Source organism: Pseudomonas cavernicola, assembly GCF_003596405.1.
GTDB lineage: Bacteria > Pseudomonadota > Gammaproteobacteria > Pseudomonadales > Pseudomonadaceae > Aquipseudomonas > Aquipseudomonas cavernicola.
Window position 1 is genome coordinate 382,114 of record NZ_QYUR01000008.1, and the last position, 25,948, is coordinate 408,061.

23 protein-coding genes and 6 pseudogenes are annotated in these 25,948 nt (G+C 61.9%); 16 read left to right on the plus strand and 13 right to left on the minus strand.

Features of this window, described 5'->3' with window-relative positions:
• Nucleotides 1-36: 36 nt before the first annotated feature.
• The gene (locus D3879_RS23755) at nucleotides 37-1,551 is read right to left on the minus strand and encodes an FAD-dependent oxidoreductase (RefSeq protein WP_119956667.1); all 1,515 of its coding nucleotides are present in this window, start codon (nucleotides 1,549-1,551) and stop codon (nucleotides 37-39) included.
• A 793-nt stretch (nucleotides 1,552-2,344) separates the two neighbouring features.
• Between D3879_RS23755 and D3879_RS23760 the strand changes: the two genes are divergently transcribed.
• Nucleotides 2,345-3,205: a LysR family transcriptional regulator gene (locus D3879_RS23760; protein WP_119956668.1), complete on the plus strand. Its 861-nt coding sequence runs from the start codon at nucleotides 2,345-2,347 to the stop codon at nucleotides 3,203-3,205.
• 182 nt (nucleotides 3,206-3,387) lie between these two features.
• Here D3879_RS23760 and D3879_RS23765 read toward each other — a convergent pair whose 3' ends face one another.
• From D3879_RS23765 to D3879_RS23775, 3 genes and pseudogenes are all read right to left on the minus strand, one after another.
• Nucleotides 3,388-3,633: a hypothetical protein gene (locus tag D3879_RS23765; protein ID WP_119956669.1), complete on the minus strand. Its 246-nt coding sequence runs from the start codon at nucleotides 3,631-3,633 to the stop codon at nucleotides 3,388-3,390.
• Between the two features lie 277 nt (nucleotides 3,634-3,910).
• Nucleotides 3,911-4,114 (minus strand): annotated as a pseudogene (locus D3879_RS23770) (DUF1654 domain-containing protein).
• Between the two features lie 128 nt (nucleotides 4,115-4,242).
• Nucleotides 4,243-4,449 carry a hypothetical protein gene (locus D3879_RS23775; protein ID WP_119956670.1) on the minus strand — a complete coding sequence of 69 codons (207 nt, stop codon included), beginning with the start codon at nucleotides 4,447-4,449 and terminating at the stop codon, nucleotides 4,243-4,245.
• Nucleotides 4,450-4,555: 106 nt separating this feature from the next.
• On the opposite strand from D3879_RS23775, the gene D3879_RS23780 reads away from it, so the two are divergent.
• Nucleotides 4,556-4,804, plus strand: coding sequence for a type II toxin-antitoxin system HicA family toxin (locus D3879_RS23780; RefSeq protein ID WP_119956671.1), 249 nt, complete (start codon nucleotides 4,556-4,558; stop codon nucleotides 4,802-4,804).
• On the plus strand, nucleotides 4,804-5,145 hold the full coding sequence (locus tag D3879_RS23785) for a type II toxin-antitoxin system HicB family antitoxin (RefSeq protein ID WP_119956672.1): 342 nt from the start codon (nucleotides 4,804-4,806) through the stop codon (nucleotides 5,143-5,145). Before D3879_RS23780 ends, D3879_RS23785 begins: the two co-directional genes overlap by 1 nt.
• A gap of 85 nt (nucleotides 5,146-5,230) precedes the next feature.
• On the opposite strand, the gene tnpC is transcribed toward D3879_RS23785, so the two are convergent.
• On the minus strand, nucleotides 5,231-5,593 hold the full coding sequence (tnpC, locus tag D3879_RS23790) for a Tn3 family transposase post-transcriptional regulator TnpC (RefSeq protein ID WP_177412486.1): 363 nt from the start codon (nucleotides 5,591-5,593) through the stop codon (nucleotides 5,231-5,233).
• A pseudogene (locus D3879_RS23795) lies at nucleotides 5,593-5,979 on the minus strand (Tn3 family transposase); the annotation flags it as partial. The gene tnpC and the pseudogene D3879_RS23795, both read right to left, overlap by 1 nt.
• A 423-nt stretch (nucleotides 5,980-6,402) precedes the next feature.
• On the opposite strand from D3879_RS23795, the gene ltrA reads away from it, so the two are divergent.
• Nucleotides 6,403-7,611, plus strand: a complete 1,209-nt coding sequence (gene ltrA, locus D3879_RS23800) for a group II intron reverse transcriptase/maturase (RefSeq protein ID WP_274381411.1) — start codon at nucleotides 6,403-6,405, stop codon at nucleotides 7,609-7,611.
• Nucleotides 7,612-7,683: 72 nt separating this feature from the next.
• Nucleotides 7,684-8,142, plus strand: a pseudogene (locus D3879_RS23805) (IS5 family transposase); the annotation flags it as partial.
• A 538-nt stretch (nucleotides 8,143-8,680) separates the two neighbouring features.
• On the opposite strand, the pseudogene D3879_RS23810 reads toward D3879_RS23805, so the two are convergent.
• The 3 genes and pseudogenes from D3879_RS23810 to D3879_RS23820 all read right to left on the minus strand — a co-directional run bounded on the left by D3879_RS23810 (nucleotide 8,681) and on the right by D3879_RS23820 (nucleotide 11,229).
• Nucleotides 8,681-9,694: pseudogene (locus D3879_RS23810) on the minus strand (catalase family peroxidase).
• A gap of 145 nt (nucleotides 9,695-9,839) precedes the next feature.
• Nucleotides 9,840-10,694, minus strand: coding sequence for an NAD(P)-binding protein (locus D3879_RS23815; RefSeq protein WP_119956675.1), 855 nt, complete (start codon nucleotides 10,692-10,694; stop codon nucleotides 9,840-9,842).
• 13 nt (nucleotides 10,695-10,707) lie between these two features.
• Nucleotides 10,708-11,229 carry a sugar dehydrogenase complex small subunit gene (locus tag D3879_RS23820; protein ID WP_119956676.1) on the minus strand — a complete coding sequence of 174 codons (522 nt, stop codon included), beginning with the start codon at nucleotides 11,227-11,229 and terminating at the stop codon, nucleotides 10,708-10,710.
• Between the two features lie 389 nt (nucleotides 11,230-11,618).
• On the opposite strand from D3879_RS23820, the pseudogene D3879_RS23825 reads away from it, so the two are divergent.
• Nucleotides 11,619-12,370 (plus strand): annotated as a pseudogene (locus D3879_RS23825) (substrate-binding periplasmic protein).
• Between the two features lie 697 nt (nucleotides 12,371-13,067).
• A complete protein-coding gene (locus D3879_RS23835; RefSeq protein WP_119956678.1) occupies nucleotides 13,068-13,817 on the plus strand; it encodes an IS5 family transposase in 750 nt (249 codons plus the stop codon).
• Nucleotides 13,818-13,842: 25 nt separating this feature from the next.
• Here the strand turns inward: D3879_RS23835 and D3879_RS27965 are convergent, their stop codons facing one another.
• Complete coding sequence (locus tag D3879_RS27965) at nucleotides 13,843-14,097, minus strand: DUF433 domain-containing protein (RefSeq protein ID WP_420800950.1); 255 nt, start codon at nucleotides 14,095-14,097, stop codon at nucleotides 13,843-13,845.
• Between the two features lie 217 nt (nucleotides 14,098-14,314).
• Here D3879_RS27965 and D3879_RS23845 point away from each other — a divergent pair, with 217 nt between their 5' ends.
• From D3879_RS23845 to D3879_RS23875, 7 genes and pseudogenes are all read left to right on the plus strand, one after another.
• Entirely contained in the window at nucleotides 14,315-14,566 is a 252-nt protein-coding gene (locus D3879_RS23845) for a helix-turn-helix transcriptional regulator (protein WP_119956680.1), read from the plus strand.
• Nucleotides 14,563-15,765 carry a type II toxin-antitoxin system HipA family toxin gene (locus D3879_RS23850; RefSeq protein WP_119956681.1) on the plus strand — a complete coding sequence of 401 codons (1,203 nt, stop codon included), beginning with the start codon at nucleotides 14,563-14,565 and terminating at the stop codon, nucleotides 15,763-15,765. The genes D3879_RS23845 and D3879_RS23850 overlap by 4 nt, the downstream gene beginning before the upstream one ends.
• A gap of 34 nt (nucleotides 15,766-15,799) precedes the next feature.
• Nucleotides 15,800-16,396 (plus strand): annotated as a pseudogene (locus D3879_RS23855) (DDE-type integrase/transposase/recombinase); the annotation flags it as partial.
• 152 nt (nucleotides 16,397-16,548) lie between these two features.
• Nucleotides 16,549-17,172: a molybdenum cofactor guanylyltransferase MobA gene (mobA, locus tag D3879_RS23860; protein ID WP_119956682.1), complete on the plus strand. Its 624-nt coding sequence runs from the start codon at nucleotides 16,549-16,551 to the stop codon at nucleotides 17,170-17,172.
• 27 nt (nucleotides 17,173-17,199) lie between these two features.
• Entirely contained in the window at nucleotides 17,200-18,387 is a 1,188-nt protein-coding gene (locus tag D3879_RS23865; protein ID WP_119956683.1) for an NnrS family protein, read from the plus strand.
• 9 nt (nucleotides 18,388-18,396) lie between these two features.
• Nucleotides 18,397-18,837 (plus strand): CopD family copper resistance protein, encoded by a 441-nt coding sequence (locus tag D3879_RS23870; protein ID WP_119956684.1) that lies wholly within the window; start codon nucleotides 18,397-18,399, stop codon nucleotides 18,835-18,837.
• A 173-nt stretch (nucleotides 18,838-19,010) separates the two neighbouring features.
• On the plus strand, nucleotides 19,011-20,258 hold the full coding sequence (locus tag D3879_RS23875; RefSeq protein WP_119956685.1) for an acyl-CoA dehydrogenase family protein: 1,248 nt from the start codon (nucleotides 19,011-19,013) through the stop codon (nucleotides 20,256-20,258).
• A gap of 49 nt (nucleotides 20,259-20,307) precedes the next feature.
• Here the strand turns inward: D3879_RS23875 and D3879_RS23880 are convergent, their stop codons facing one another.
• The 3 genes from D3879_RS23880 to ytfE all read right to left on the minus strand — a co-directional run bounded on the left by D3879_RS23880 (nucleotide 20,308) and on the right by ytfE (nucleotide 23,755).
• Nucleotides 20,308-20,655: a hypothetical protein gene (locus tag D3879_RS23880; RefSeq protein ID WP_119956686.1), complete on the minus strand. Its 348-nt coding sequence runs from the start codon at nucleotides 20,653-20,655 to the stop codon at nucleotides 20,308-20,310.
• Between the two features lie 144 nt (nucleotides 20,656-20,799).
• Nucleotides 20,800-23,079, minus strand: a complete 2,280-nt coding sequence (locus D3879_RS23885) for a nitric-oxide reductase large subunit (protein ID WP_119956687.1) — start codon at nucleotides 23,077-23,079, stop codon at nucleotides 20,800-20,802.
• Nucleotides 23,072-23,755: an iron-sulfur cluster repair protein YtfE gene (ytfE, locus tag D3879_RS23890; protein ID WP_119956688.1), complete on the minus strand. Its 684-nt coding sequence runs from the start codon at nucleotides 23,753-23,755 to the stop codon at nucleotides 23,072-23,074. Before ytfE ends, D3879_RS23885 begins: the two co-directional genes overlap by 8 nt.
• 137 nt (nucleotides 23,756-23,892) lie before the next feature.
• Here ytfE and norR point away from each other — a divergent pair, with 137 nt between their 5' ends.
• Both norR and moaC read left to right on the plus strand, forming a co-directional pair.
• The gene (gene norR, locus D3879_RS23895) at nucleotides 23,893-25,422 is read left to right on the plus strand and encodes a nitric oxide reductase transcriptional regulator NorR (RefSeq protein WP_119956689.1); all 1,530 of its coding nucleotides are present in this window, start codon (nucleotides 23,893-23,895) and stop codon (nucleotides 25,420-25,422) included.
• A gap of 17 nt (nucleotides 25,423-25,439) precedes the next feature.
• Complete coding sequence (gene moaC / locus D3879_RS23900; protein ID WP_119956690.1) at nucleotides 25,440-25,907, plus strand: cyclic pyranopterin monophosphate synthase MoaC; 468 nt, start codon at nucleotides 25,440-25,442, stop codon at nucleotides 25,905-25,907.
• Nucleotides 25,908-25,948: the final 41 nt, after the last annotated feature.

The window sequence follows — 25,948 nt, forward strand, 5'->3', positions numbered from 1 at the left end:
CCGTCCCACGACTCATCCGCCCCTACGGGGACCCGGTCAACCCTGCAACGTCGCCTCGATGGACAGGTTCTCCAGATCACGCCCGACCGATGCGGCCGCGACGAGGATCCCCGCGCGAAAGAACCGCGCCGTGAAGTCCTGTTTCGACAACGTGCCGTCGATCCGGACTTCGTCCCAACCGCCCGCGTATCCGGTGTAGCGAAGATCCAGGCCGTAGTGGTGGGTCCAAAAGTACGGCACATCCGTGAACACCTGCCCGGCGCCCAGCATATTGGCCGCGGCAGCCTGGCCCTGCCGCTGCGCATGCACCCAGTGCTCGACCCGGACCAGGTCCGCACCGTACCGATAGCGCGCGACATCGCCGGCGGCGAAGTGGCCGGCGACCGATGTCTGCAGGTTGGGATCGACCAGGATGCCGTCCTGTACCGCCAGTCCGGCCGCAGCCGCGAGCTCCATGCGCGGCGCGACACCCGCACCCACGATCAGCAGGTCCGCGGCAACCCGGGTGCCGTCACCCAGTATGAGCACCTTGCCATCGAAGCCTTTGGCCACCGACCGAAGGTGGAACACCACTCCCTGTTCCTGGTGCAGGCCGGTGATGAAGCCGCCCACTTCGCGACCGAGCGCACGCTCCATCGGCACGTCCTCGGGTGCCACTACATGCACCCTGAGTCCGCGCGCGCGCAGGGCCGCCGCCGCCTCCATGCCGATGAAGCCGGCGCCGATTAGGGCCACCGAAGCCGCGCTCTTGCTCGCCTCGACAATGGCCCGGGCATCGGCCAGCGAGCGCAGCATGAACACGTTGGGCCGGTCGAAACCCGGCACGGGCAACTGCCGCGGTTCCGCACCGGTGGCGATGAGCAAGACGTCATAGGCCAGCCGCTCGCCTGATCCGGTCAGCACCTGCCGTGCACCGATATCGATCGCGGTGACCTCGCAGCCTAGGCGCAGGTCGATCTGGCGATCGGCGTAGAACTTCGGCCCCCTCAGTGGAATCCAGTCTTCCGGTGCGGTCCCGGCCAGGTAGTCCTTGGACAGATTGGGCCGGTCATAGGGCGCCGAAGCATCGGCGCTGAGCATCGACAAGGCGCCGGAATAGCCCAGTTCGCGCAGCCGGTCGGCCGCCGCGAACCCCGCGGCGCCGCCACCGATGATCACGATGCGTCCGGGCTGGTTGTGCGGTGCACGCGGTCGCGACGGCCGCGTGGCCGTTTCCCTGGCGCGCACGAACACGGTCTCGCCGACGATCTCCACACGCCACGTCGCCAGCGCTGCGAAGGCGGGCGCTCGCAGCGCGGCGCCCGTGCGCAGGCTGAAACACGCGTGGTGCCAGGGGCAGCGGATCTCGTCATCGACCACCAGGCCATCGGCCAGCGGCGCACCGTAGTGGGTACAGAGCCCGCTGACCGCATGGATACCATCATCCATTCGCACCAGCAGGACGGGGCTTCCATCGACGTGGCCGGCGAGCACGCCAGCGGCCGGCACACTGGCCAAGGGCACGCCTTTGGCCAGATCGGGACCGGAGGGGGTGGTGTCGGTTTGAGCCATGGTGCGACTCCTTTAGTGTGGGAAATCCGCTTGCCCTGCAGCCGTTTTGCACGGACGGCATGGCCGCTCTTGGCCGTTCTGAGCCCCTCGCGACCGACTCAGAACGACCCAATATAGCGGCTGCTCGAAGACGTCTACGAAAGCAGGGTGCTTCAAGATGCTGCCTTATCTACTTCCTAGAAGCCCAGAGCTTCATCTTAAGGACAGATCCTGGCGTCCATCGTTAACGCCCGTTTGCGTCCATAGAGGTCGCGGATCACGATATCGGCAACTCGCTAGTTGTCAGCCGGCAGCCACCGCGACAACGATCAATAGGCCAACAACTAACAGGAAGCCCATCAGCACAAACGCGACGCTGCGCAGTGATTGTCGATCCTCTGAGCCCAGCAGATGCATTTTGACCACCTCGGCAGGAGCCTATTCGGGATGTCACCCCCGACGTTACGCCGCCCTAATGCATTTGAATAACGATAAATATTGGCCGGTTATATCGGCAACATCGAATTCATTTGACAGCTGGCGGCACCGCTACCTAAATGGGCGCGTGGGGCCTGCCCAAGCGCAAGATGGCTGCCGCACCCGGCCCGGTGCCTCACCCCAGGTCTTACCGCGAGCCAACCAGTGAGCTGAGCTGCAGCGCCGACACCGCAAGGCGCTCGACATTAGTCCAGAAAGCCCCCGACGCTCCTGGCAGTTGGTTGGTCAAGCGGTGGGGCTGTTATCGACGTCGCAAGAGACGAAGCATGGGCAGATGATGCTTCTACCTGACGACCTACTGGACGGATAGCAGCTTATGGATACTGAACTTGCCCGAACGTTTCTGACGGTCATCGCCGCCGGAAATTTCCGCAATGCCGCCTCGCGGCTGTTCGTCACGCAATCGACCGTCAGTGCCAGAATTGCCGCGCTGGAGGAGCAACTCGGCTGCAGCCTGTTCGTGCGCAACAAGGCCGGCACGGCTCTGACCCCCGCAGGTCGCTCCTTTCAACCCTACGCGACCACGCTCGTGCGCACCGTGGAACGTGCCCGCCACGACATAGGCGTGGCCATGGGCTTTCGGGCTTCCGTGACCATCGGCGGACGTTTCGGGCTCTGGGACGACCTGCTGTTTGTCTGCCTGCCGCGAATCCGCAGTGCGGTACCAGACATCGCAATACGCGCCGAGATCGCCTTCGAAGATGAACTCATACAGGGGCTGATCGAGGGGCGCACCAACATCGGTGTGATGTACACGCCGCAAAGCCGGCCGGGGCTGGTGGTTGAACCGCTGCTCGAAGAGCAACTGGTCTACGTGACCACCAGCGACGACACCCCCAATCCACCTGGTGAGAACTATGTGTATATCGACTGGGGCCCGGAATTTGCCAGCAAGCACAGTGCAGCCTTCCCCGACTTCCTAGGCCCAGGGTTGAGCGCCAATATCGGCTGGCTGGGCCTGAACCACATCCTGGCCTATGGCGGCTCCGGGTATTTCCCACTGCGACTCGTCAAGAATGAGCTGACCGCAGGACGACTGCACCGACACCCTGGCGCCCCAGATTTTCTTTTGCCTGCCTATATGGTTTATCCGGTCGATCCGCAGCCTGAGGCGGTGGGGCTTGTCCTGCGGATCGTGCGTGAGGTCACGGTAGAGATTTTGCGTCAGAGTGCGTAACACGATATCGCCAGTGCCTGGGCAGACGCTCTGCAATTCGGTTTACTAACCCATGAGTAAGGCGCCTGCGCATGGCGCGCTCCTCATGAAAGCCTGGAAAGGGAAGGGTAGACCAGACGCGTGAGAGCCTGCGCAGGCGGGCACCTCCATGGATGATGGACCTAACTCTTGCGGCGCGTACTTCAGCACTCAACCGAACTGAATACCGGCCTGCCTTCCTCGTCGATATGAAGAAGCTTGCTGAGTGCGTCCTCAGCGGCGTCGATGGCTTCTGACAATCGAGAGAAGTAGACCCCCTCGTAGACCAGATGAAACAGTGGCTCGGCCTCAGAATCATGAGGTTTAACGGCAACGAATGCCAAAGCATGGTCACCATTCAAACGGGCCTCACTCCATGCGACGTGCCCCGGAAAATGTCGTGGTTTCATGGCGGCCTCAGATTAATTAGATCTCAAGTCGAGCCCCCACTATCCACTTCTCTTCCGAAGTTTTCCCACTAGCCGACAAAAGGTCGAAGCTGGGAAGGACAGCAGAAAGCCGCACATGGCGTAATGCTGTTCACTTAAGCCGAACGTCGGTGTTTTTTGGACTACCGACGTTCGGCGAAAGCCAATAAAAACGCCGCTATCCCAAGCTGGGGTAAGCGGCGTTTTTTCTTAAGTGAACAGCATTGCGCGCAGTGGCGGGTTCAATCCGGCAGCTATCTCAGTCCTCGCTGGGCGCAACCCAGAGGATGGACACCGCCATCATCCCGGTGCGCCAGAGTCACGTTGTCGGTCTCGCCGATTTCCTCAAGGATCTGCGCCCAGTCGTCATCTGATTCGTCGGGCGATTTGTACAGTAGAGGAGGGCGGACTTGGCCTTCTGCGCAGCAGGGGAGTTGATGATCTTTTGGATGCGCATGCCCATAAGTTCGTAGGAACTGGGGAGGCTGGTACTGCAGATTTGCCTTTTGCCATGATGACCGTCCTTTTATACTGTATTTGCATACAGTATAAAAATAGGCGCTTTTTGACAAGGGAGTGTGGATGGTCCGATCAGTCATTCATCAGGTCGGCAATCCCGCGCGTGATGAATGTCAGATTCTTATCGAGAGTTGCCAGGGTGGCGCGCACAGTGACAGCCACGTCGGCGGAGCCGTGCAGTTCCACCCACCTCGACAGCTCTTCCACGGCCGCAGCAATGGCGAGCTGGTTTTCGTTGAGTTTGAAGATCAGTGAAGGGATGAGGTCGTTGGTTGGCATGGCTTGATCCTCCTTTGCGTGAGGAAAGCTTAGCAGGGACAAAAAGGGCCAGCACTCGACATAGAGAGGTCATGCGACTAAAATTAGTCGCATTGCAGGAGGCCAAATGTCCAAGCAAGAAAAGCTGCTCGCCAAACTGCTCAACAAGCAAGCCGGATTTACCTGGCCTGAGCTGGTAACACTGCTTCGCGCCCTTGGCTATAGCCAGCTTGAAGGTGACGGCAGCCGGGTGAAGTTCGATAACGGCAATCCGCAGGCCATGATCAACCTGCACAAGCCTCATCCGGGGAATGAGCTGAAGGCCTACGTCAAACGCCAAGTGATTGAGCACCTGAAAGCGGGAGGATTGATGTGATGAGTACCATGTTGCAGCACCGGGGCTATTACGGCTCCATCGAAGCCAGTCCCGAGGACAACTGCCTGTTCGGCAGGCTTCAGTTCGTTCGTGCCCTGATCAGCTATGAAGGTGAAACGGTTGCCGATTTGACCCAGGCGTTTCGCGACGCAGTAGACGATTACCTGGGCACCTGCGAGTCACTTGGGCAGGAGGCAGAGGTTCCATGCAAAGGCTCGTTCAATGTGAGGGTAGGGCATGACCTGCACCTGGCCGCCAGCGTGGCCGCTACTCGGCAAAGCATCTCTCTGAATGATCTGACCCGCAAGGCGCTGAGCGAGTACCTGGAGCACCACTCCTGATCGGAGCCAATAACAAAAAGCCCGCGCGGGGCGTCGCACATGGCGGGCTTTCTGCTGATGATTAGGCTGTGATTACACTAAATCCTTAACCATCATGGCCTGGTGAAAGGCCTGCAAGAGGGCTTACCGTGTCTCGCACGGCAATGATCCAGTCATTGAGCGCCTCAAGATCCATCAGGATGGCGTCGGCGTTCTCCCAGATGCTGCCTGTCGTCTCTGGGAGAACGGACAATGGCGCTCCGTTGATGGCGGTGTGCGCCATTGCGTGTAGGCGTATGAGTTCATCACGGAGTCTGTCAATCCCACCTACCCGAGCCAAGCACTTATCCAAAGCATCGACCATACCGAGAAGGCTGGCGGTGTCGTAATGCTCACGCAGCGCCTTCAGCGCTTGAGCATCGACCTCTCCATAAGGCGTAACCCGAAACGAAGCCGGCGGGATGTGCATCAGTTCGTCTCCTCAACTTTGCTATTGGGTGCCTGTTGCCCACGAATTGAACCGGCAGCCTGCTGGAAAACGGAATCCTTGATCCATGGCTCCGGTGGGCGCTTGAGTTTCAGATTGAACTCCCCAAAGCGTTTGACGTTGCTGGTCAGGTAGGGACTGAGGAACGATACGTCCTCATCGGTAAACTGCCAGCCATCACGGGCGAGCTTCTGCAGGATGCGCATCATGTCCACGGTGTTCTGCAGAATCACCGAGGAGGCAACCATGTCGTTGTAGCGCAGGCGTTTCTGTTGCTCATCCGGATCGTTCTCGGCAATCACATCGCCGCCGAAGGACAACCACTTCGAGAAGCCGTTGTAGGACTCGATCTTGTTGGTATTGAGGGTTGGCCGGGATTCGCACAAAATTCGCCATAGCTCACTTAACTCTATGAGTTGACTAATAAAAATGCTCTTTCCGGCGATCAGCCCGGTCACGCTGCTAGCGAAATGAGCGGTCACGCGTTAGCGCAATGGCCGGTCACGATTGACCGAAACAGGCGGTCACGATGGGCCGAAATACGCATTTCCGCTCTTTTGACGTGCTCCGGCGCAACGCCCACGGCACATCGAACGGCTATTTGGAGATATGCCGAGATAAGGGGAAAATTCACTCATTTGGTCCGCAACTATTTGGAGGAATTGAAAACTCCACAGACAACGCGGCAGGCGTGCGCGGATCGGCCGAGATCCGGACCAGCCCTCCAGGCGCACTTCAAGTCGCTTGCCCGCAAGCCTGTATAGATCAAACGGTTGTAACGCAATTGTCCTATTTTTGGCTTATCTCGGCATACCCCGTATTGCCCTCAACCGCTGAGACGTATCTACATACCCAAAAGTAATGGCAAGAAGCGCCCGCTGGGAATTCCAACGATGCGGGATCGCGCCATGCAGGCGCTGTGGAAACTGGCACTTGAGCCGGTTGCAGAAACGCGTGCGGATCCAAATTCGTATGGATTTCGGCCGCAGCGATCCACAGCCGATGCAATCGCACATTGCTTCAATGCGCTGGCAAAACGCAGTTCGGCACAATGGGTACTTGAGGGCGACATTCGAGGCTGTTTTGACAACATCAGTCACGATTGGCTGCTCGCCAACGTACCCATGGATAAAGTGGTCCTGCGTAAGTGGCTTCGAGCCGGGTATATCGATCTGGGAGCCTTGTTCGCAACGGAGGCAGGAACCCCGCAAGGGGGAATCATCTCCCCGATACTTGCGAATTGGACGTTGGATGGGCTGGAACAGGTTGTCCACACAAGCGTGGCTTCGACGGAGCGCAAGCGACGGCCATTCAAGATACACGTCGTAAGATATGCCGATGACTTCATCATCACGGGAACTTCGAAGGCTATCCTGCAACATCAGGTCCGCCCTGCAATTGAGGCATTCCTGAAAGAGCAAGGCTTGGAACTCTCTGGTGAAAAGACTCACATCACGCATATCTCGCAAGGCTTCGATTTTCTGGGCCAGAACGTACGCAAGTACGCTGGCAAGCTACTCATCACTCCGGCTCGCAAGAGTGTGAAAGCGCTTCTGGATAAGGTCCGGGAAATCACAAGCGGGAACAAGGCGGCGACGCAAGCAAACCTGATCCTGGTCCTGAACCCGGTGATCCGGGGGTGGGCCATGTATCATCGCCATGTTGTCGCTGCCAAGCGTTTCGCGTGGATCGACCATCAGATTTGGCGTGTGTTATGGCGCTGGGCTGTCCGCCGGCATGCCATGAAAAGTGCCCATTGGGTAAAGCAACGATACTTTCGTGTAGTGGGTCAACGGCACTGGATTTTCGCCACCAAGGAAAAAGTGCGCGGCATGAGTCAATCCGCTTGGCTTTTTGCCGCAGCCAGTGTTTCGATTGTTCGGCATATCAAAATATGCAGTGCAGCGAACCCGTTCGATCCGGCATGGACGTTTTACCTTGAGCGCCGAAGAGCGCATCGTCAGGTAGCCCGGTCTCAAGCAGGCTGCTGGAAGGCTTGAGCCGTATGAGGGGTGACTCTCAAGTACGGTTCTTAGGGGAGGCAGGAGTGGTAACACTCTTGCTTTACCCGACTGAAGGCGCACATCGGCGTGGATGACGAGTCGGGCTTGGTGCATAGCGTGGTGGGCACGGCGGCCAACGTGGCAGATGTCACCCAGGTCGACCAACTGCTGCACGGCGAGGAAAACATGGTCGGTACCGACGCCGGTTACACCGGCGTCGAGAAGCGTACCGAGCACGAGGGGCGTCAGGTGATCTGGCAGGTCGCGGCGCGGCGCAGCACCTATCAGAAGCTGGGCAAGCGCAGTGCCCTGTACAAAGCCAAGCGCAAGATCGAGAAGGCCCAGGCGCAGGTACGGGCCAAGGTCGAGCATCCGTTCCGGGTAATCAAACGCCAGTTCGGTTACGTGAAGGTGCGCTTCCGTGGCCTGGCCAAGAACACCGCGCAACTGGTGACGCTGTTCGCGCTGTCGAACCTGTGGATGGCGCGCCGACACTTACTGACCAATGCAGGCGAGGTGCGCCTGTAATGCGGAAAACGGCCGCTGCGAGGTGCTCTCGGTGGCCAAAAAACCAGAAATGAGCGGGTGGTCGGATCGTTTTTGATCGATTCTCCGCTTTCAAAATCGTCGGAGGCTGAAGTCAGCCAGAAATACATGACTACTTCAGACCATCCCTAGACGGGATTGTGGGGACGTGCCAGTTGAGAGTGCCATTCGATATGAAGGCTGCGCATGTCCAATTCGTGTCAGCCTGCTCATCGGGGAGCTGCAGAAGTTCTTAACCTCGGAGCTGGGCCATAAGAGTGCTGCTATCCAACGGCAGCGAGCAGGGGGCTGCGCAAACCCGACTACAAGGCTTGAACCAGGTGCGCTGCCTGGCTCTTCGGATCATCCACGTCACCACAGACCGGAAACTACTCGAAGGACTCGGGCGGCTTCCCCGATACATGGACAATCTGTGCTGCGTGACCCGCGTCCGCGCGCGCGGGGACGGCGGGTACTGCGAGCTGACAGTCGAAGACAATGCCCGGCGCGGCGGGCATTATGGTCCGTCGCGCCGGGCGCACTACTGCTCGCTCATGCGCTTGCCGAACGAGACGGCATAGGCCGGCGAGCGGAAGCGCAATATCGGGTCATTGGTCGGCGAGATGCCATCGGCCATCACCATCGGGTCGTAGTTGATCGGTTCGCAGGCGGCGCCTTTTTGGTTCATGGCCTTGGTGATGGTCAGGGTCCCGACCTGTACCTGCTTGCGGTCTTCCGGCCAGGTCTTGGTCGGATCATCCTCCGGGTCGCCGGGCTGGCCGACCGCGATCCACATGTCCTAGCGTACCGGCCCCTGGGTCGTACGCTCGATCAGCCGTTGCTGGAGGAAATCCGCCGGCAGCGACTGCATCTCGGCATTGCTCAACCGCTTCTCCCCATCGGCGGGAACGAAGCGCCAGCGCACCGGGGTGGTCCCTCCCTTGGCGTTGGTGAATTTGAAGGTGTGGATGCCGAAGTAGGCACTGTTGGCGTAGCTGGGTGGTGGGTTGTGGCTGGCCATGAACTGCCCCAAGGCACGACTGTCCGGATGGCTGGCGGCGAATGCCTTGAGTTTTTCCGGGTCCGGCTTGCCGGTTTTCGGGTCGGGTTGCAGCGCCTGCATCTGGTCGAAGAAGGTGCGCGGAACCGATGCCCCGAAGATCGGTACGTTGAGCATGGTCATGTGCTGCAGCCCGCCGCCCGGCATACGGAACTCCAAGGCCATGCCGCGCGGGCTCTTGCCGGCATCCGATGCTTTGGGATTGCCGCCGCCCAAGGAGAAGCGGGCGACCACCGGGACCGGTTTTCCGGAGAACAGGGCCGAACCTGAGTATTCCGCGCCGGCAGGCAGGCCGACGAACTCGCCCTCCGCGCAGGTGCCCTTGGTGTGGTTGCGGCGCTCGCCCTTGGTCGCCCCGAATACCTTCTCGATGGCGCCGATCACCTGGTCGGGCGCCACGTCGTTTTCAGCGGCTACGGCGTTGGCGGCAGCGCCAACCAGCAAGGCTACCAGCAGGCCGTCCAGTAGTGGGGAATGATCGGGTTTGTGGCTCATCAGGCTGCTCCTCTGTGCGCGGGGCTCTGGAAACAGCAAGCATAGACAGCTCTCCCGGGATGTGTGGGCAGACCGGGCTTGGCGACTGGAAACGTTGCCAGAGGCTCTGGCCCGCGCGCTTCTGTCTAATCGGCAGTGACTTCATTCAGGAGGTGCCTATAAGAGGGCGGGGACAAAATAAAGTGTACTTCTGCTCCGGTTCTTCGGCGTATGGATGATGGCCAAAGCGGGACGCCCGCCCAGAATTTCTCCTGCGCAGTACGCGCTGTTGGTCGAGCTGGCTCGGACCAACCCGCTGGCGAGCCAGGCGGAGCTGATGGCACTGTTCACGGAGCGGACGGGCATCGCCACGCATCCGGCCACCTTGGCCACGACGCTGCAACGCGCCGGCGTTCAGCGCGTCAAGTCGCGCGGCAAACGCGTGTTCGAGCCCCCGGAGAAGCGTTCCGGCTATGGCTATGGCAAAAGGTTCCGCCACCAGCTCCAGCGGGAAGGGCCGGGTACGGGGCGATTCGGGGTGCTCATCTGCGGAGCCGGCCACCCCCATGATTTCCTCGGCTTCCTGATAGAAGGGGTCGAGGGTTTCGTAGTCGAAGGGCCAGTCCACCCCGATGCCATACAGGGTTTGGAGACGAAAGTCATTGCGCACCATGCGCCAGGCCATCGCCGACCAGTGCCAAGTGGTGCCGCCAACCACGCGCAGGTATTCGGCCTTGTACGGATCGGGGCCGGCTTGCTGCAGGTAGTCGTTGTCCACCGGCTGGAAGTCCGGATGCGGCGCCCAGGGTGAAAATGGATAGGGGGCTTGGAAATCCCGCTTGCGCGGGGAGTCGAGGAAGGCCTTGAAGATATCGTCCCGCCTGATGCGTGGACCGGCTTCGAGGATCAGCACGGAAGCGCCTTGCTGAGCCAGCCGGTGAGCCAGCCGGTGAGCCACCAGCGAGCCACAGATACCTGAGCCGATCACGACGTAATCGGCTGCCAACGGTTGCTCGGACATTGCTTGCTCCTCACTAAAGTGGCAGCTCGGCCCAGACGCCGGGATTACCCAGACAGACGCCCTGGGGCTCCAGCACGTCCTCGACGATTTCCGCGTTCAGCGCATGTTCGTACGCCACCGAGCTAGCCTCGAAGCCGCTACCGACGACGCCCAGGAACCAGCCGCTGGCGATTTGTCGGGGCAGCGGCGCCAGCTCGGGAAACCCGGCATTCAGTACCCCTTGCAACTGGCCGACTTGCAGCCGGCGCTCATTGATTACCGCGAGCAGCTGGCTGACCCGGCCAGGAAACTTGAGGTCTATGGCGGCTAGCGCCTGGAAGATGTCGCCCTCCAGTCCGCCCCTCAGGGAACGGCGGCCGGTCAGGAACTCGGAAACTGCCCGGAAGGCGCCCTGGGCATCGTTGGGCGCCGCTGCCACCACGGTCCTGGGGAGCAGCGTTAGGCAGTAGAAGGTTAGGAGGCCGCGCAGCAAGTCGCGCCGCACAGGGCTTTCCGGCCCACGACCGACCCTTGCTGCAGTTTCATCCTGAGCCATGTCGATCACCTGCTGAAAGCAAATGGAACAGGAAGAAGTCTAGGGTTCGCTCGGCCCTGTGCGAGGTTGAGTGATGACCGGTCGTGGTTCTTCCGCCATGTGGGCGTCCGTCAGCACAGGGAGCAGGCCCCTGTTCGCCGGCGCACAGCGCAGCGGCCAGCGCGACGGCACGACATGGACCTGATCCAGTCCCTCCCTGAGCGGACAGGAACCCGCTGTCCATCCGACGGACGTGAGTTCCCTTTGCAGAGGGGGTACGAATTTTTGTGTAACCGGCCCCTGAGCGACACAGCCGCTCCACGCCGGAGACACAAAAGCTCTCGGCCCTTTATAAGCGAACAGCTATGCTGCAGCGGCGTTGCCCACTTCAATAATAATGAGAGCTTCACATGTCCAAACGCCTAGCGCTTTCGCTTGCCTGCAGCCTGCTGCTTTCCACCGCTGTCGCCGCAGAAGTGGACCCGAACTACGCCTCGTCCTGCTCACCGAAAACTACCCGCCCTACAACATGGCGATCAATGGCAAGAACTTTGCGCAAGACGACACGATCGACGGCATAGGCGTCGATATTGTCCGCGAGATGTTCAAACGCGCCGAGGTGAAGTACAGCCTCACCCTGCGTTTTCTCTGGGACAGGATCTACAAGCTGGCCCTGGAAAAACCCGGCTACGGGGTGTTTTCCACCACCCGCCTGCCGGAACGCGAGCAATTGTTCAAATGGGTGGGCCCGATCAGCTCCGATGACTGGGTAATGTTGGCCAAGGGGGACAGCCAGATCAGCCTGAGCAATCTGGACGAAGCAAAGAGATATAAGGTCGGAGCCTACAAGGGCGATGCCACCGCTGAATTCCTGTCCCAGCAAGGTTTGACGCCAATCACCGCGCTGCGCGACCAGGAAAACGCCAAGAAACTGCAGAACGGCCAACTTGACCTCTGGGCCACTGGTGATCCGGCTGGCCGCTACCTGGCCAAACAGGAAGGCATTACCGGTCTGAAGACGGTTCTGCGCTTCAAGCGCTCGGAGCTCTATCTGGCGCTGAATAAGGAGGTGCCGGATGAGGTGGTGCAGAAGCTGCAGCGTGCCCTGGATCAGATGCGCGCCGAGGGCTATGTCGACGAAACCATCGACAATTATCGCTGAATGTCATTACTTGCCGATCGCCTGGTGTGAGCTTTGACGTGCAAGCCAGCCTGGCCGGTGGCGGTGAGGGAAAATCCTGCCGCCAACGGCAACGGGAGTCGAGCTGAAAAGGCGAGCCATAAGCCGCAGGCAATGCCTGCGAAGTGGGTGCTTCTTGTTCACACGCAGAGCGAATTTCACACGGTGCCCAGCCGCTTACTATCGACATGGCAAGTCCGACCTTCATCCATGAAGGTGGACAGGGCTTAGTGAAACGAGAAGGCCGGCGGGCAACGCCGCGGCGCCGGGAAAGCGCGATGAAATCGAGTAGGAGGCGAGGTCACCCCCGCCATCCTCTCACATACATGGACGCCCCCAGTTTGCCAAGCGTCAATTCGTGACAACACAGACGGTGAATCGCCCCGGGTTTCGGCGCCGTAGTGTGCTGGTCTGCGCCGTGGTCTCGCGTTCGAACTGGCGCAGGTTGGTAACTGCTCTTGCGTGCGTCTGGCGGTAGCGATTCAGTTCGGAGTACGCCTTCCGCAGTTCGTCTCTGAGTTGCCGGACCTGTTGATGCAACTTCAGGTTGTCCCGCACGCCCTTATGAATGCGGGTCGCTTCCCCTAGGGACTGTTGACGTTTCGAGTCAGAGGCGCGGAGGAAGAGGAGCAAACCCGCAGAATTGAGGTTCCTCCACCAATAACTCTGCGGGTTTGCAATTCCCCGATTGATGCTCAGTGACGAGCTTTGGTCGAAGCTGGAAAAAATTCTGCTTCAGCAAGCCATTTACCACAAGCCGGATCTGCGCAGGACGGTTGAGGGCATGCTCTACCGGATGCGGGTGGGCTGCACCTGGAGAGACCTGCCCAGCGCCTTCGGGTGCTGGAACTCAGTCTGCAAGCGCTTCAACGCCTGGTCGGCTGCCGGCAAGTGGCTCAAGGTTTTCAACGCCTTGCTTGAGGAACCTGACTTTGAGTGGACGTTCATCGACGGTACCTATGTGAAGGCCCGTCAGCACAGTGCCGGCGCCGCCAGCGATCAGCCAGAAGCCATCGGCAAAAGCCGCGCTGGCCATACGAGCAAGATCCACCTGGCTGTCGATGCGCATGGATTGCCTGTGGCGTTCGAGATTACCGGAGGCGAGGTCAACGACTGTACCGCCGCCCCTGAGTTGATCGCACAGCTGCCCTCGGCCGAGGTGGTCGTGGCAGACAAGGGCTATGACAGTGAGCGCATCCGCGACCAGATCGAGGCGCAAGGGGCTCGAGCGGTGATACCCAGGAAGCGCAACTCGATCAAGGGCAATGCCGGTCTGGACCGGGGACTGTATCGCTACCGACATCTGGTCGAGAACGCCTTTGCGCGCCTGAAGCATTACCGGGCTGTGGCGTTCCGCTATGACAAGCTGAAGCGGAATTACGAAAGCATGGTCGCCATGGCCTGCGGCTTCCTCTGGCTACCCATGTGAAACGTCAACAGCCCCTAGCGGCGCTCTATCGGCAGCACCCCGCTGGCCACCAGACGCCAGTCGCCTGGTTTAGGCGATTGAGAGGGGGAGGCGCCGCGGGGAAGATGTCTAGATAGAGCCGCGCCAGTTTTAACTTTTCCAGGGTTAGGTAGGGGTAATCTTCGTGCAAGGATTCGAACGACTCGCCGGCATCCAGTCGGCCGAGTGCGATTGTTACCGGCAGACGCGTGCCACGGAACACCGCGTGCCCCCCTTGGATCTCGGGATCGACATGCACCACTGTCTGGATGGCCCGAGGGCTTCGTCAGTCGCAGGTAATCTGAGCCGGAAATCGCATTGTTTGCGAGCCCGGCCGTTTTCGTTTGCAAGCTGTTACATGTAGCAGGTTCAAACCGGCTGTCACCCGCGTCCATCCTGTCTCTCAGGCCATTAGCCTTTGACCTAATGTAGTGTCTTGTATACGATACATTTAGTAATTAATGTCGTGGATTCGAGACATGGACTATCAGATTCTGACCCAGCGATTGGGGCTGCAGATACGCGATAAGCGTTTGAGCCGAGGTCTGACCCAGGCAGAGCTTGCGCAGATCGCCGGACTGACGCGGCAGAAGGTGGTTGCCGTAGAAAAAGGCAGCGGCTCTGTTGGCGTGAGTGCTTACGCGCGAGCGCTTGGTGCGTTGGATTGCGAGCTCTCGGTCATTCCCGCTGCCATGCCAACACTGGATGAAGTGCAGGATCTGTTTGAATGAAAATGACCTCGCTAAAAGTCAGCACTCCAGAAGGTGCCAGCGGGCGCATCCTGCTCAGTGGCGAAGACTATCTGTTTCGTTATCAGGACGAAGCCATAGCCAATGCGGCGATCAGCCTGCTGATGCCAGTGCGCACCGAAGAGTTTCGTCGCCGGGAGCTGCATCCGATCTTCCAGATGAACTTGCCTGAAGGCTACGTGCTAGAACAGCTGCGTAACCGACTGGCTAAAACGGTGAACGTCGACCCCATGCTGCTCTTGGCGCTTTCCGGCAGCAGCTCCCCCATCGGACGCGTCTTCGTGCATTCCGAAGCGGTGGATGCGCTGCTGAGCAATCAGCAGCGTTTCCCAGGGGAGAAGCTTGAAGAAATTCTGACCTGGGATGGAACGGAGGACATCTTCGTCGACCTCGTTGATCGCTACATCCTGCGCGCAGGCATTTCTGGCGTGCAGCCTAAAGTGCTAGTGCCTGAGCAGCAGGATTCTGCTCCGCAGAAGTTTACGTCGAAGACCTCCGATCTAATCATCAAGAGCGGTCGAGACGAGTTTCCGGGTTTGGCCATCAATGAATTTCTTTGCATGTCCATCGCCAAAGAGGCGGGTATGCCCGTGCCCGAGTTCTATCTGTCGGACAATGCCAAGCTGTTTGTCATGCGCCGCTTTGATCGGGATGAGCAACTGAATCCCATCGGCTTCGAGGACATGGCGGCATTGATGGGCCTTTCGGCGGAACAGAAGTACAGCAAGAGCTATGCTGCGGTCGCTAAGGCGGTGAGGCTATTCTGTTCTACCGAGCACCTGCGCAGCTCGCTCAATCAGCTGTTCGACAGCGTGGCGCTGAGTTGCATCGTGGGCAACGGCGACGCGCACCTGAAGAACTTCGGCTTACTCTATTCGGAGCCGACCCAGCGTGATGCACGCCTTGCTCCCGCGTATGACATCGTCAATACCACTGCCTACATCCCAGAGGATGTGCTGGCCCTGGACTTGGTCGGAAACAAATCGCTGTTCGCCTCGCGGCAAGGGCTTCTGGAATTCGCTCAGACTTGTGATGTCTCGAACCCGAAGGAGCGGATTCAGGCGCTGCTTGCGGCCCTTGAGCGTGTCCTCAATCGCAACGGCGATCTGATGGAGCAGGCTCCGCATGTTGGCAGAGCCATTCAAAATGTGGCGACTCCATTCATCCAGACATTTGGCTAGCGAGTAGGGATTCATCTACCAATTGCTTGATTGGAGTAGATATGGCTATCGTCGGGTCTGGGGCCTGTTGCGGCGGCAGCATGAGCAGCAGGCTCTGCCTCCAGTCAATGTGAAACGGATTTACCGCGTCATGCGTGACCACGATCTGCTGCTGGAGCGACAGCGCAGACAGCCGGGCGTGGCGCGGCGTCACGAAGGTCGTGTTGCCGTTGAGGCGAGCAACACCCGCTGGTGTTCGGATGGCTTCGAGTTTCGCTGTGAGGATGGTGCCAAGTTGCGCGTGACCTTTGCCCTGGACTGCAGCAACCGCGAGGCCATCAGTTGGGTGGCCAGCCCAAACGGCTACAGCGGCGACGATGTCCGCGACGTGATGTTGGAGGCCGTCGAGCAGCGCTTCGGTCAAGGACCGCCCGCGTCGCCGGTGCAATGGCTGAGCGATAATGGCTCGGCCTATACCGCCGAGCAGACCCGTGCCTTTGCCCGGCAGATCGGTCTGCTGCCCCTGACAACTCCAGTGTGCAGCCCACAGAGCAATGGCATGGCAGAGAGCTTCGTGAAGACGATGAAGCGCGACTACATCACCCACATGCCCAAACCTGATCGAGCGACGGCACTGCGCAATCTGGCCATCGAGCGGCAACCTATTTCAGTAACGCGAGATGGCAATAACCGGGTTGGTTATTTTGCGGCCAGGCTCGGCTGACTTGATCTCGATCAAAACTTTTATAGATGAGTGTTCCATGATGACCGCCGAGCCTACACAGATAAGGCGATAGAGGGCGTATGGGTTTCTCAGCAGCGCTATCCGGCTGTTCAGTGCTCATCCTGAGTGGTGGCCGAGGCAGTCGCATGGGCGGCCGAGACAAGGGACTAATTCCCTGGCAGGGCGTGCCTATGATCGAATGGGTGCATCGCCAGGTAAGACCGCTTACGGATGAGCTGATCATTTCCTGCAACCGTAATATCGAGCGTTATGCTTCCTTAGCCGATCTGGTGGTCAGGGATGAGTGCAAGGGCTTCCAGGGGCCGCTGGCAGGTATACGCATGGGGCTGCGGGCGATGACTGGCGACTGGTTGTTGGTGGTGCCTTGCGATCTGCCGAGAATCGATCATGAACTATTGGAGGAGCTGTATCGGGCAGCCCAACACAGTGGTGGGCACTCTGTTCTGGTCAAGCAGGGCAGGCACTGGCAACCCCTTGTTTGCCTGTTACCGCGTCTGGCCCTTGAAGAGGTCGACTTTGCTTGGTCCGCCGGTATACGCAGCCCATTGCGGCTCTGGCTGGGGATGAAGGCTCATACGTTGAACTATGCCGAAGATGATCCACGCCTGTTCAACTGCAATTCCCTGGAGCTATTGCAGCCAAGTCGTAGGATCGAATCAATTGGCGCCACCTTGGGTGGCTAGCCAGTGTCGCAAGCTATAGGAGTGGGCATGCAGATTCTCGATAAGCGCAAGGCGATGGAAACTCCGCCACTGCTGCGCCTGGGGTTCCGCCCTTTCTTCCTGCTGGGCAGCCTGTTGGCGGCGCTGGCCATCCCGCTGTGGATTCTGGCTCTGCAGGGGCAGAAGGTGGCCGGGCAGCCGCTGGGCGGTTGGCTGGCCTGGCATCGGCACGAACTGGTGTTCGGCTTTGCTGGCGCGATCATCGCCGGCTTCCTGCTCACGGCGGTGCAGGCCTGGACCGGGCGTCCCGGGCTGTCGGGCAAACCTTTGGCGGTACTGGTGGCGATCTGGCTGGCCGCACGCCTGGCCTGGTGGTCGGGTGCGCCGTTGTTGTTGATCGTCGCCAACCTGGCGTTCTTCGCCGGTGTGGCGCTGGTGATGGCGCGCCTGCTTTGGGTCGTGCGGCAAAGCCGCAACTACCCGATCGTGGCGGTGCTTGCGCTGTTGCTGGGCGCGGATCTACTAACCCTGCTCGGTGTGCAGCAGGCGGATGATGGCTGGCAGCGTCAGGGGACGTGGGCCGCAGTCTGGCTGGTGGCGGCAATGATGGGCTTGATTGGCGGGCGGGTGATTCCCTTCTTTACCCAGCGTGGCCTGGGGCGGGTGGCGATGGTGCAACCCTGGGTCTGGCTGGACTGGGCGCTGCTGATCGCGACCGCCTTGCTGGCGCTGCTGCATGCCACCGGAATCGCACTGCAGGCGCATAGCTGGTTAGGGCTGGCTTTTGCCGCCTTGACGCTGGGCCATGGCATGCGCCTGGTGCGCTGGTTCGATGCCGGTTTGCCGCGCGTGTCGCTACTGTGGTCGCTGCACCTGGCTTACGCCTGGCTGGTGCTGGCCTGTGCCGGCATGGCGCTCTGGCATTTCGGCATACTGAGCAGTGCCAGCCAAGCGCTGCATGCGCTCACCATAGGCGGTGTGGGTGGCCTGATTCTGGCCATGCTGGCGCGCGTCTCGCTGGGGCATACCGGGCGTCCGCTGGAGCTGCCGCGTGGCTTTACCCTGGCATTCGTGCTGCTCAACCTGGGTGCTCTGTTCCGGGTGGTGGGCGTCAGCTTCTGGTATCAGCCGTCGCTGTGGCTGGCGGCCATCTTCTGGACCTGTGCCTTCGCTCAGTATCTCTATTGCTATGCACCCATGCTCTGTCGTGCGCGCGCCGACGGGCATCCGGGTTGAGGACGGGGTATGGGATATCTGCTGTTGAAGTTCACTCACCTGGCGGCCGCCGCATTCTTCATCGGCGGTGTGTTCTTCGAGGTGATGATCCTTAGCCGCGCGGCGCGGCAGCTGGATCAGGCGCCGCGCGAGCAGTTGTCGAAGGCGCTGGGGCAACGCGCACGTAGCGTCATGCACTGGGTGGTGCTGGCACTGTATGGCGCCGGCGTGGGGTTGGCCTGGCAGTATCGCGCGGCGTTGCAGGCGCCCTTTGCCAGCAGCTTCGGGATCCTGCTGACGCTGAAGATCGGCCTGGCGCTGAGCATCCTCGGCCACTTCCTCGGCGTGGTCTACCTGATGCGCAGCGGGCGCATGACGCTGGAGCGTTCGCGGTTGATCCATCTCAGCGTGCTGGTGCAGATGCTGGCGATCCTGTTCCTCGCCAAGGGCATGTTCCTGCTGTCCTGGTAGGCAGACGGGGACGCTGCGCCAGCGCGTCAGTCAGCCGTTGCCATGATCTCGGTCAAGAAAGATGGAATGTTCGGGCGCGTGATGCCCGGCCATCGGCGCCGGACAACATGCTTCTTCGGCTGCGGCCCCGCGCTCTAGGCTGGAACTCCGAATCCGCTTCCGAGGAACGTTGCATGGACTTCGCCTTCAGCCCACGAGTAGAAACGCTGCGCCGGCAACTGCGCGATTTCATGGACCAGCACGTCGTGCCGCGGCATGCCCAGTGGCAGGCCGAGGCGCGCGCCGGACAGTTTCCGGTGTCGTTCATGGCCGACCTGCAGGCGCTGGCGCGCAGCGAGGGGCTGTGGAACCTGTTCTTGCCGGCGTTGAGCGACGATGAACCGGGCACCCGCCTGAGCAACCTGGAATATGCGCCGCTGGCGGAGGTCATGGGGCGCATTCCCTGGGCGTCCGAGGTGTTCAACTGCAACGCGCCGGATACCGGCAACATCGAGTTGCTGCACCTGTTCGCCAGCCCGGCGCAGCGCCGGTGCTGGCTCGATCCCCTGCTGGCCGGCGAGATGCGTTCGGCGTTCGCCATGAGCGAGCCGGACGTGCCGTCCTCGGATGCCAGCAACATCCAGACGCTGATTCGCCGCGAGGGCGAGCATTACGTGCTCAACGGTCGCAAGTGGTTCATCACCAATGCCACGCATCCGCATTGTCGGTTGCTGATCGTGATGGGCAAGACCGATCCGGATGGCGAGGCGCACCGTCAGCAGAGCATGATCCTGGTGCCGCTCGGCACGCCCGGCGTGCAGGTGCTGCGTAACATTCCGGTGCTCAACCACGTTGCGCCGGAAGGCCATGCGGAAATCCTCCTGCGCGATGTGCGGGTGCCGCTCGATCATCTGCTCGGCCAGGAAGGCGAGGGCTTCATGATGGCCCAGGCGCGCCTGGGGCCGGGTCGCGTGCACCATTGCATGCGCGCCATCGGCATGGCCGAATTGGCCTTGCAGCTGCTGCTGGAGCGCTGCCAGGAGCGCAAGCTGTTCGGTCGCCACCTGGCGCAGTACGCCAATATCGGCGACTGGATCGGCGAGTCGCGCATCGACATCGAACAGGCGCGCCTGCTGGTGCTGAAGACCGCCTGGATGCTCGATGCGGTGGGGGCCAAGACGGCGCGCAAGGAGATCGCCATGATCAAGGCGGCGATACCGCGCATGCTCTGCCGGGTGGTCGACCGCGCCATGCAGGTGTTCGGTGCCATGGGCCTGAGCCCGGATAGCCCGCTGGCGGATTTCTACACCCTGGGCCGGGCGCTGCGCTTCGCCGACGGGCCGGATGAGGTGCACCTGCGCAGCCTGGCGCACTGGGAGCTGGCCGCAAGCGCCGAGCGGCGTGGCCATACGGCGGCCTACCTGACGCCTTTCCTCGGCTGAAAGCACAAGGCCCGCATTGCGGGCCTTGTAGTTTGAAGGGAGGGCACCGCTAGAAGATCGACGGCAGCGGCGAGACGACGGCATTCAGGTGGCTGAGGAACAGGAAACCGGACACCAGCACCGCATTGATCGACCAGGCCACCGTCAGATAGCGGGCGATCTGCCCGTACATCGGCTCGCCAACATTCTCCGCATTGCGCCAGACGGCGTTGAGCGTGCAGGCGGTATAGGCGACGAAGCTCAGTAACATCAACGCGAACAGCGCGCTATTGACCGTGTTGAAGGCGACCATGATCAGGCCGAACAGCACATGGCTGACCACCACACCGTAGAGCCAGAACACCACCCACAATGGCGTGTTGCCCGGTTCATTCAAGACCTGCTGAAGCTTGCTCATATCGCCTCCCGGGGCCAATGGCTGCCCGTTTGTCCTTGGGGTCGCTGACGCAGGCGGCAGCGGATCGAGGGTCATGCACGCACGCCGGGGAGCGTGCTGCATGACTAGAGCTTAGCGCGCTTTGCGGATTTGCTCCTGCGCGCCTCAACGGCTGCGTTGCGCCTGCACCTCGGCCAGCTGTGCCGGCTCCCTGGTGCCGAACAGCACGCCGGAGATCACCTGCCAGGCCATCGCCAGGGCCCCGATGATGAATACCACGTCGCCTAAGGTGCGTGCCCAGCGCAGCGTCTGCAGCAGATCCTGCTGCATGAAGGCCTCGCTGCGGGCATACCACAGTCCCTGGCTGGCGCTGGCGTGGAACTGCATGATGGCGATCGGCAGCAGGCTGGTGGCGATCATCAGCACCAGGCCGCCATTGAGCCACCAGAAGGCGGTCTTCATCAGGCGCTCGTTGAACTGCAGTTGCGGCCGGATGTAGCGCAGCACCAGCAGGGTGAAGCCCAGGGCGAGGAAGCCGTAGACGCCGAACAGTGCCGCGTGGGCATGCACCGGTGTGGTGTTGAGGCCCTGCACGTAGTACAGCGAGATCGGCGGGTTGATCATGAAGCCGAACACCCCGGCGCCGAGCATGTTCCAGAACGCCACGGCGACGAAGCACATCAATGGCCACTTGACCCGTGCCATCCACGCCGCACGGCTCTTCAGCCGCCAGTTCTCCCATGCTTCGTAGCCGAGCACGATCAGCGGGACTACTTCCAGGGCGCTGAAGGTGGCGCCGACCGCCATCACCGGCGTGGTGGTGCCGGCGAAGTACAGGTGGTGGAAGGTGCCGGGCACGCCGCCGAGCATGAACAGCGAGGCCGAAGCCAGGCTGGCGGTGGTGGCCATGCGCTTGGACACCAGGCCCATGCTGGAGAAGATGAAGGCCAGCGCGGTGGTGGCGAACACTTCGAAGAAGCCTTCCACCCACAGGTGCACCACCCACCAGCGCCAGTACTCCATCACCGACAGGTGGGTGCGCTCGCCGTAGAAGAAGCCGGCACCGTAGAACAGGCCGATGGCGATTACCGAGGCGCTCAACAATGCCAGCAGGTTCTTGTCCCCGCCCGGCGTGCGCAGCGCTGGCAGGATGCCGCGCAGCATCAACAGCAGCCAGAAGGCAATGCCGGCGAATTTGCCGATCTGCCACAGGCGGCCGAGGTCGACGTATTCGTAGCCCTGGTGGCCGAGCCAGAAGTTCCACTCGGCCGGCATCAGCTGGGCGATGGCCAGGTAGTTGCCGACGAAGGAGCCGACCACCACCAGAACCAGCGCCCAGAACAGCACATCGACGCCGAGCTTCTGGAATTTCGGGTCCTTGCCGCCGTTGATGATCGGCGCGAGGAACAGCCCTGCGGCGAGGAAGCCGGTGGCGATCCAGAACAGCGCGCTCTGGATATGCCAGGTGCGCAGCAGCGAGTAGGGGAACCACTGCGACAGCGGGATGCCGTAGAAGTCCTGGCCCTCGACGGTGTAGTGCGCGGTGACGCCACCGACCATCACCTGGAAGCCGAACAGCGCAACCACCAGCAACAGGTACTTGCCCAGAGCCTCCTGCGACGGCGTCAACGCCACCAGGCTCAGCGGGTCGTGGGCGGGGGCGAGCGGCTCGTCCTCCTCGTGGTCGCGCAGGAAGGCCCAGGCCCAGACCAGGAAACCGATGCCGGCGATCAGCAGGATCACGCTGGCGATCGACCACATCAGGTTTTCCGTCGTGGGTTTATTGTCGATCAGCGGTTCGTGCGGCCAGTTGTTGGTGTAGGTGGCTTCCTGTCCGGGCCGTTCGGTGGCGGCCACCCAGGCGGTCCAGAAGAAGAAGCGGGTCAGCTGCTCGCGCCGCGCCGCATCGGGCAGGGTGCCCTCCTTCATGGCGAAACTCTTGCGGCTGCCCTGCAGGGCCGGGTCGCTACCGAACAACGCGTTGTAGTAGGCGGCAGTCTGCTGCATGGCGGCCAGGCGGCGCTCGCTGAGCACCAGCACCCCGTCGGCAACCTGGTTGCCGCGGTACTCGCGCTTGAGCTGCTGGCGCAGCAGGGCCTGATGATCCTCGTCCACTTCGGCGTAGGGCCGCTGGAAGCTGTCCTGGGCAGCCAGGTCGAGCCAGTTCACCAGCTCGCGGTGCAGCCAGTCGGCGGTCCAGTCCGGTGCCTGGTAGGCACCATGGCCCCAGATCGAGCCCAGCTGCATGCCGCCGACGCTCTGCCAGGCGGTCTGCCCATCGAGGATGTCGTCGGCGCCGAACAACCGAGCTCCGTCGGCGCCTTGCACTAGCGTGGGAATCGGTGGCGCCTGACGGTAGACCTCGCGGCCGAACCAGCCGAGCAGGCAGAAGGTCACGGCCAGCACGGCGATCAGCGTCCACCAGAGTTTGCGGTACTCACCCATTATGAGTCTCCTCGCCGAGTGCCCGTGGGAACAGCAGGTTGTTCTCCAGGTGGATGTGCTGCATCAGGTCGACGCGCAGTTCGTCGAGCCCGCGGTACAGCGCGCGCCAGGTGTTGCAGGCGCCCTGTGGCGGCGTCATGTCATTGGTCAGTTCGATCAGTTGTTCGAGCGCATCGCCGTGCTGCTCATGCTCGTAGCGCATCACCGAGATGGGGCCGCCGGCCATCGGCCCGCCGCCGCGGTTGATCAACGGGAAGAGGATCTGCTCCTCCTTCTGCATGTGGCTTTCCAGCTCCTGCTGCATGGTGATCAGCAGCTCGGTGAGGCCGCGCGGGCATTCCTCGCGGCCGCCGTGGACCTGCTCGACCCGCGCCGCCAGGCGGATCAGCTCGGGCAGTTGCTGACGATGGACTTCATGGTAGCGCAGCAGCAGGTGTTCGATCAGGTGCTCGGCCGGGGCCTTGCGCCAGTCGGCCTCCAGGGCGTCGTCCGGGTTGAGGGCCAGCAGGCGTTCCTGCACCGCCAGGGCATCGATACCGCGTTCCAGCGCGGCCTGGCGCAGGGATTTCTGCCCGCCGCAGCAGAAGTCCAGGTGGAAGGCGTGGAATACCCGGGTGGCGCCGGGGATGTTGCATGCCAGATTGCCGAGGGTTTGATCGAGCAGTTGAGTGGCCATGGATGGCTCCTTGTCAGACTAAGTCTCGGGTGCTCTATCGCAAACTCCGTGCCGTGTCTGGACTTGACGTAAATCAAGGGCTTGCGCCGCGATGAGGTCTAATCTACCCGGGAATTTCAAGGTGCCAGGTACCCGAAATGGTAGATTTGACCCCGTTGCAGAATGTCCTGCTGGCCGACCTAGTCGGCGAGTTGCCGCCCGCCGTGCGCCTGCAGCGCCTGGTGGTCAGCCTGCGTGAAGCCTTTGCCTGCAGTGCCGTGGTGCTGCTGCGCCTGGATGGCGACAGCCTGCGCCCGCAGGCCGCCGTCGGCCTGGCCCACGAGGTGCTCGGGCGCAGTTTTGCCCTGGCCCGCCACCCGCGCCTGGCGCAGATCCTGGCGCAGCGCGAGCCGCTGCAGTTCGCCGCCGACAGCGAACTGCCCGACCCTTACGACGGCCTGCTGGACGACAGCCCGGACGAGCCGCTGCCGGTGCATGACTGCATGGGCATGAGCCTCTACCTGGACGGTACCCTGTGGGGCGCGGTGACCTTCGACGCGCTCAGCCCCGGCCACTTCGACCGCCACGCCCGCCAGCGCCTGCAGCGCTACGCCCTGCTGATCGAGGCAGGGCTGCGGGTCAGCCGCCTGGAAGGCGAAGTGCGCAGCCTGCGCCTGGCGCGGCGCGAGTCGGTCGAGAACGGCGACGAGCGCGAGTCGATGATCCTCGGCAGCAGCCCGGTACTGCGCGAGCTGCTCGACGAGCTCGGCGTGGTGGCCGACTCCGACCTGCCGGTGCTGCTGCAGGGCGAAACCGGGGTGGGCAAGGAGCTGTTCGCCCGCTGGCTGCACGCCCATTCGCCGCGGGCGCGCAAGCCGCTGGTCTATGTCAACTGCGCGGCGCTGCCCGAGACCCTGGCCGAGAGCGAGCTGTTCGGCCACACCAAGGGCGCCTTCTCCGGCGCCGGGCAGGATCGCCCCGGGCGCTTCGAGGCAGCCAATGGCGGCACCCTGTTTCTCGACGAGATCGGCGAGTTGCCGCTGTCGATCCAGGCCAAATTGCTGCGCACCCTGCAGAACGGCGAGATCCAGCGCCTGGGCGCCGACCAGCCGCGGCATGTCGATGTGCGGGTGATCACTGCGACCAACCGGCGTCTGGGCGAAGAAGTGCGCGAAGGGCGTTTCCGTGCCGACCTGTATCACCGCTTGTCGGTCTACCCGGTGCATATCCCGCCGCTGCGCGAGCGTGGTCGCGATGTGCTGGTGCTGGCCGGGCACTTCCTCGAACTCAACCGCGCGCGCCTCGGCCTGCGCTGCCTGCGCCTGTCCGGCGATGCCGAGCGGGCGCTGCTGGCCTATGACTGGCCGGGCAATGTGCGCGAGCTGGAACACGTCATCAGCCGGGCGGCGCTCAAGGTGCTCAGCCAGGCGCAATCGCGCACGGCGCTGCTGAGCATCGAGGCACCCTGGCTGGGCCTGGACGCCGCCCCGGCGGCGCTGCAGAAGGCCCAGCCCGTGCTGGCGGCGCCGGTGGTCGAGGCGATGCAGACGGCGCTGGAGCGCTGCCAGCGCGAGCTGATCGAAGCCGCCCTGGCCCGTCGCCAAGGCAAGTGGGCGGCCACCGCCCGCGACCTGCAGATGGACCCGAGCAACCTGCGCAAACTGGCGCGCCGACTGAACCTGATCTGAACCATGAGGAAACCGCAATGCTGACCCATCTCGATGCCCAAGGGCGCGCCACTATGGTCGACGTCACCGACAAGCTGCCGACGGCCCGCGAGGCCGTGGCCGAAGCGCGGGTGCGCATGTTGCCCGCCACCCTGCAGCTGATAGTCGCCGGCGGCCACCCCAAGGGCGATGTGTTCGCCGTGGCGCGCATCGCCGGCATCCAGGCGGCGAAGAAGACTTCCGAGCTGATTCCGCTGTGCCATCCGCTGCTGCTGACCAGCGTCAAGGTCGAGCTAGAGGCCTGCGGCGACGACGGCGTGCGCATCCGGGCGCGCTGCAAGCTGGCCGGGCAGACCGGGGTGGAAATGGAGGCGCTGACCGCCGCCAGCGTCGCCGCGCTGACCATCTACGACATGTGCAAGGCGGTGGATCGCGGCATGTGCATCGAATCGCTGCGCCTGCTGGAAAAGAGTGGCGGGGCGTCCGGCGATTTCCGTGCATCTTGAGCCTGGTCAAGGCGGCGCCGATGAAACCTGCTGAGATGGCC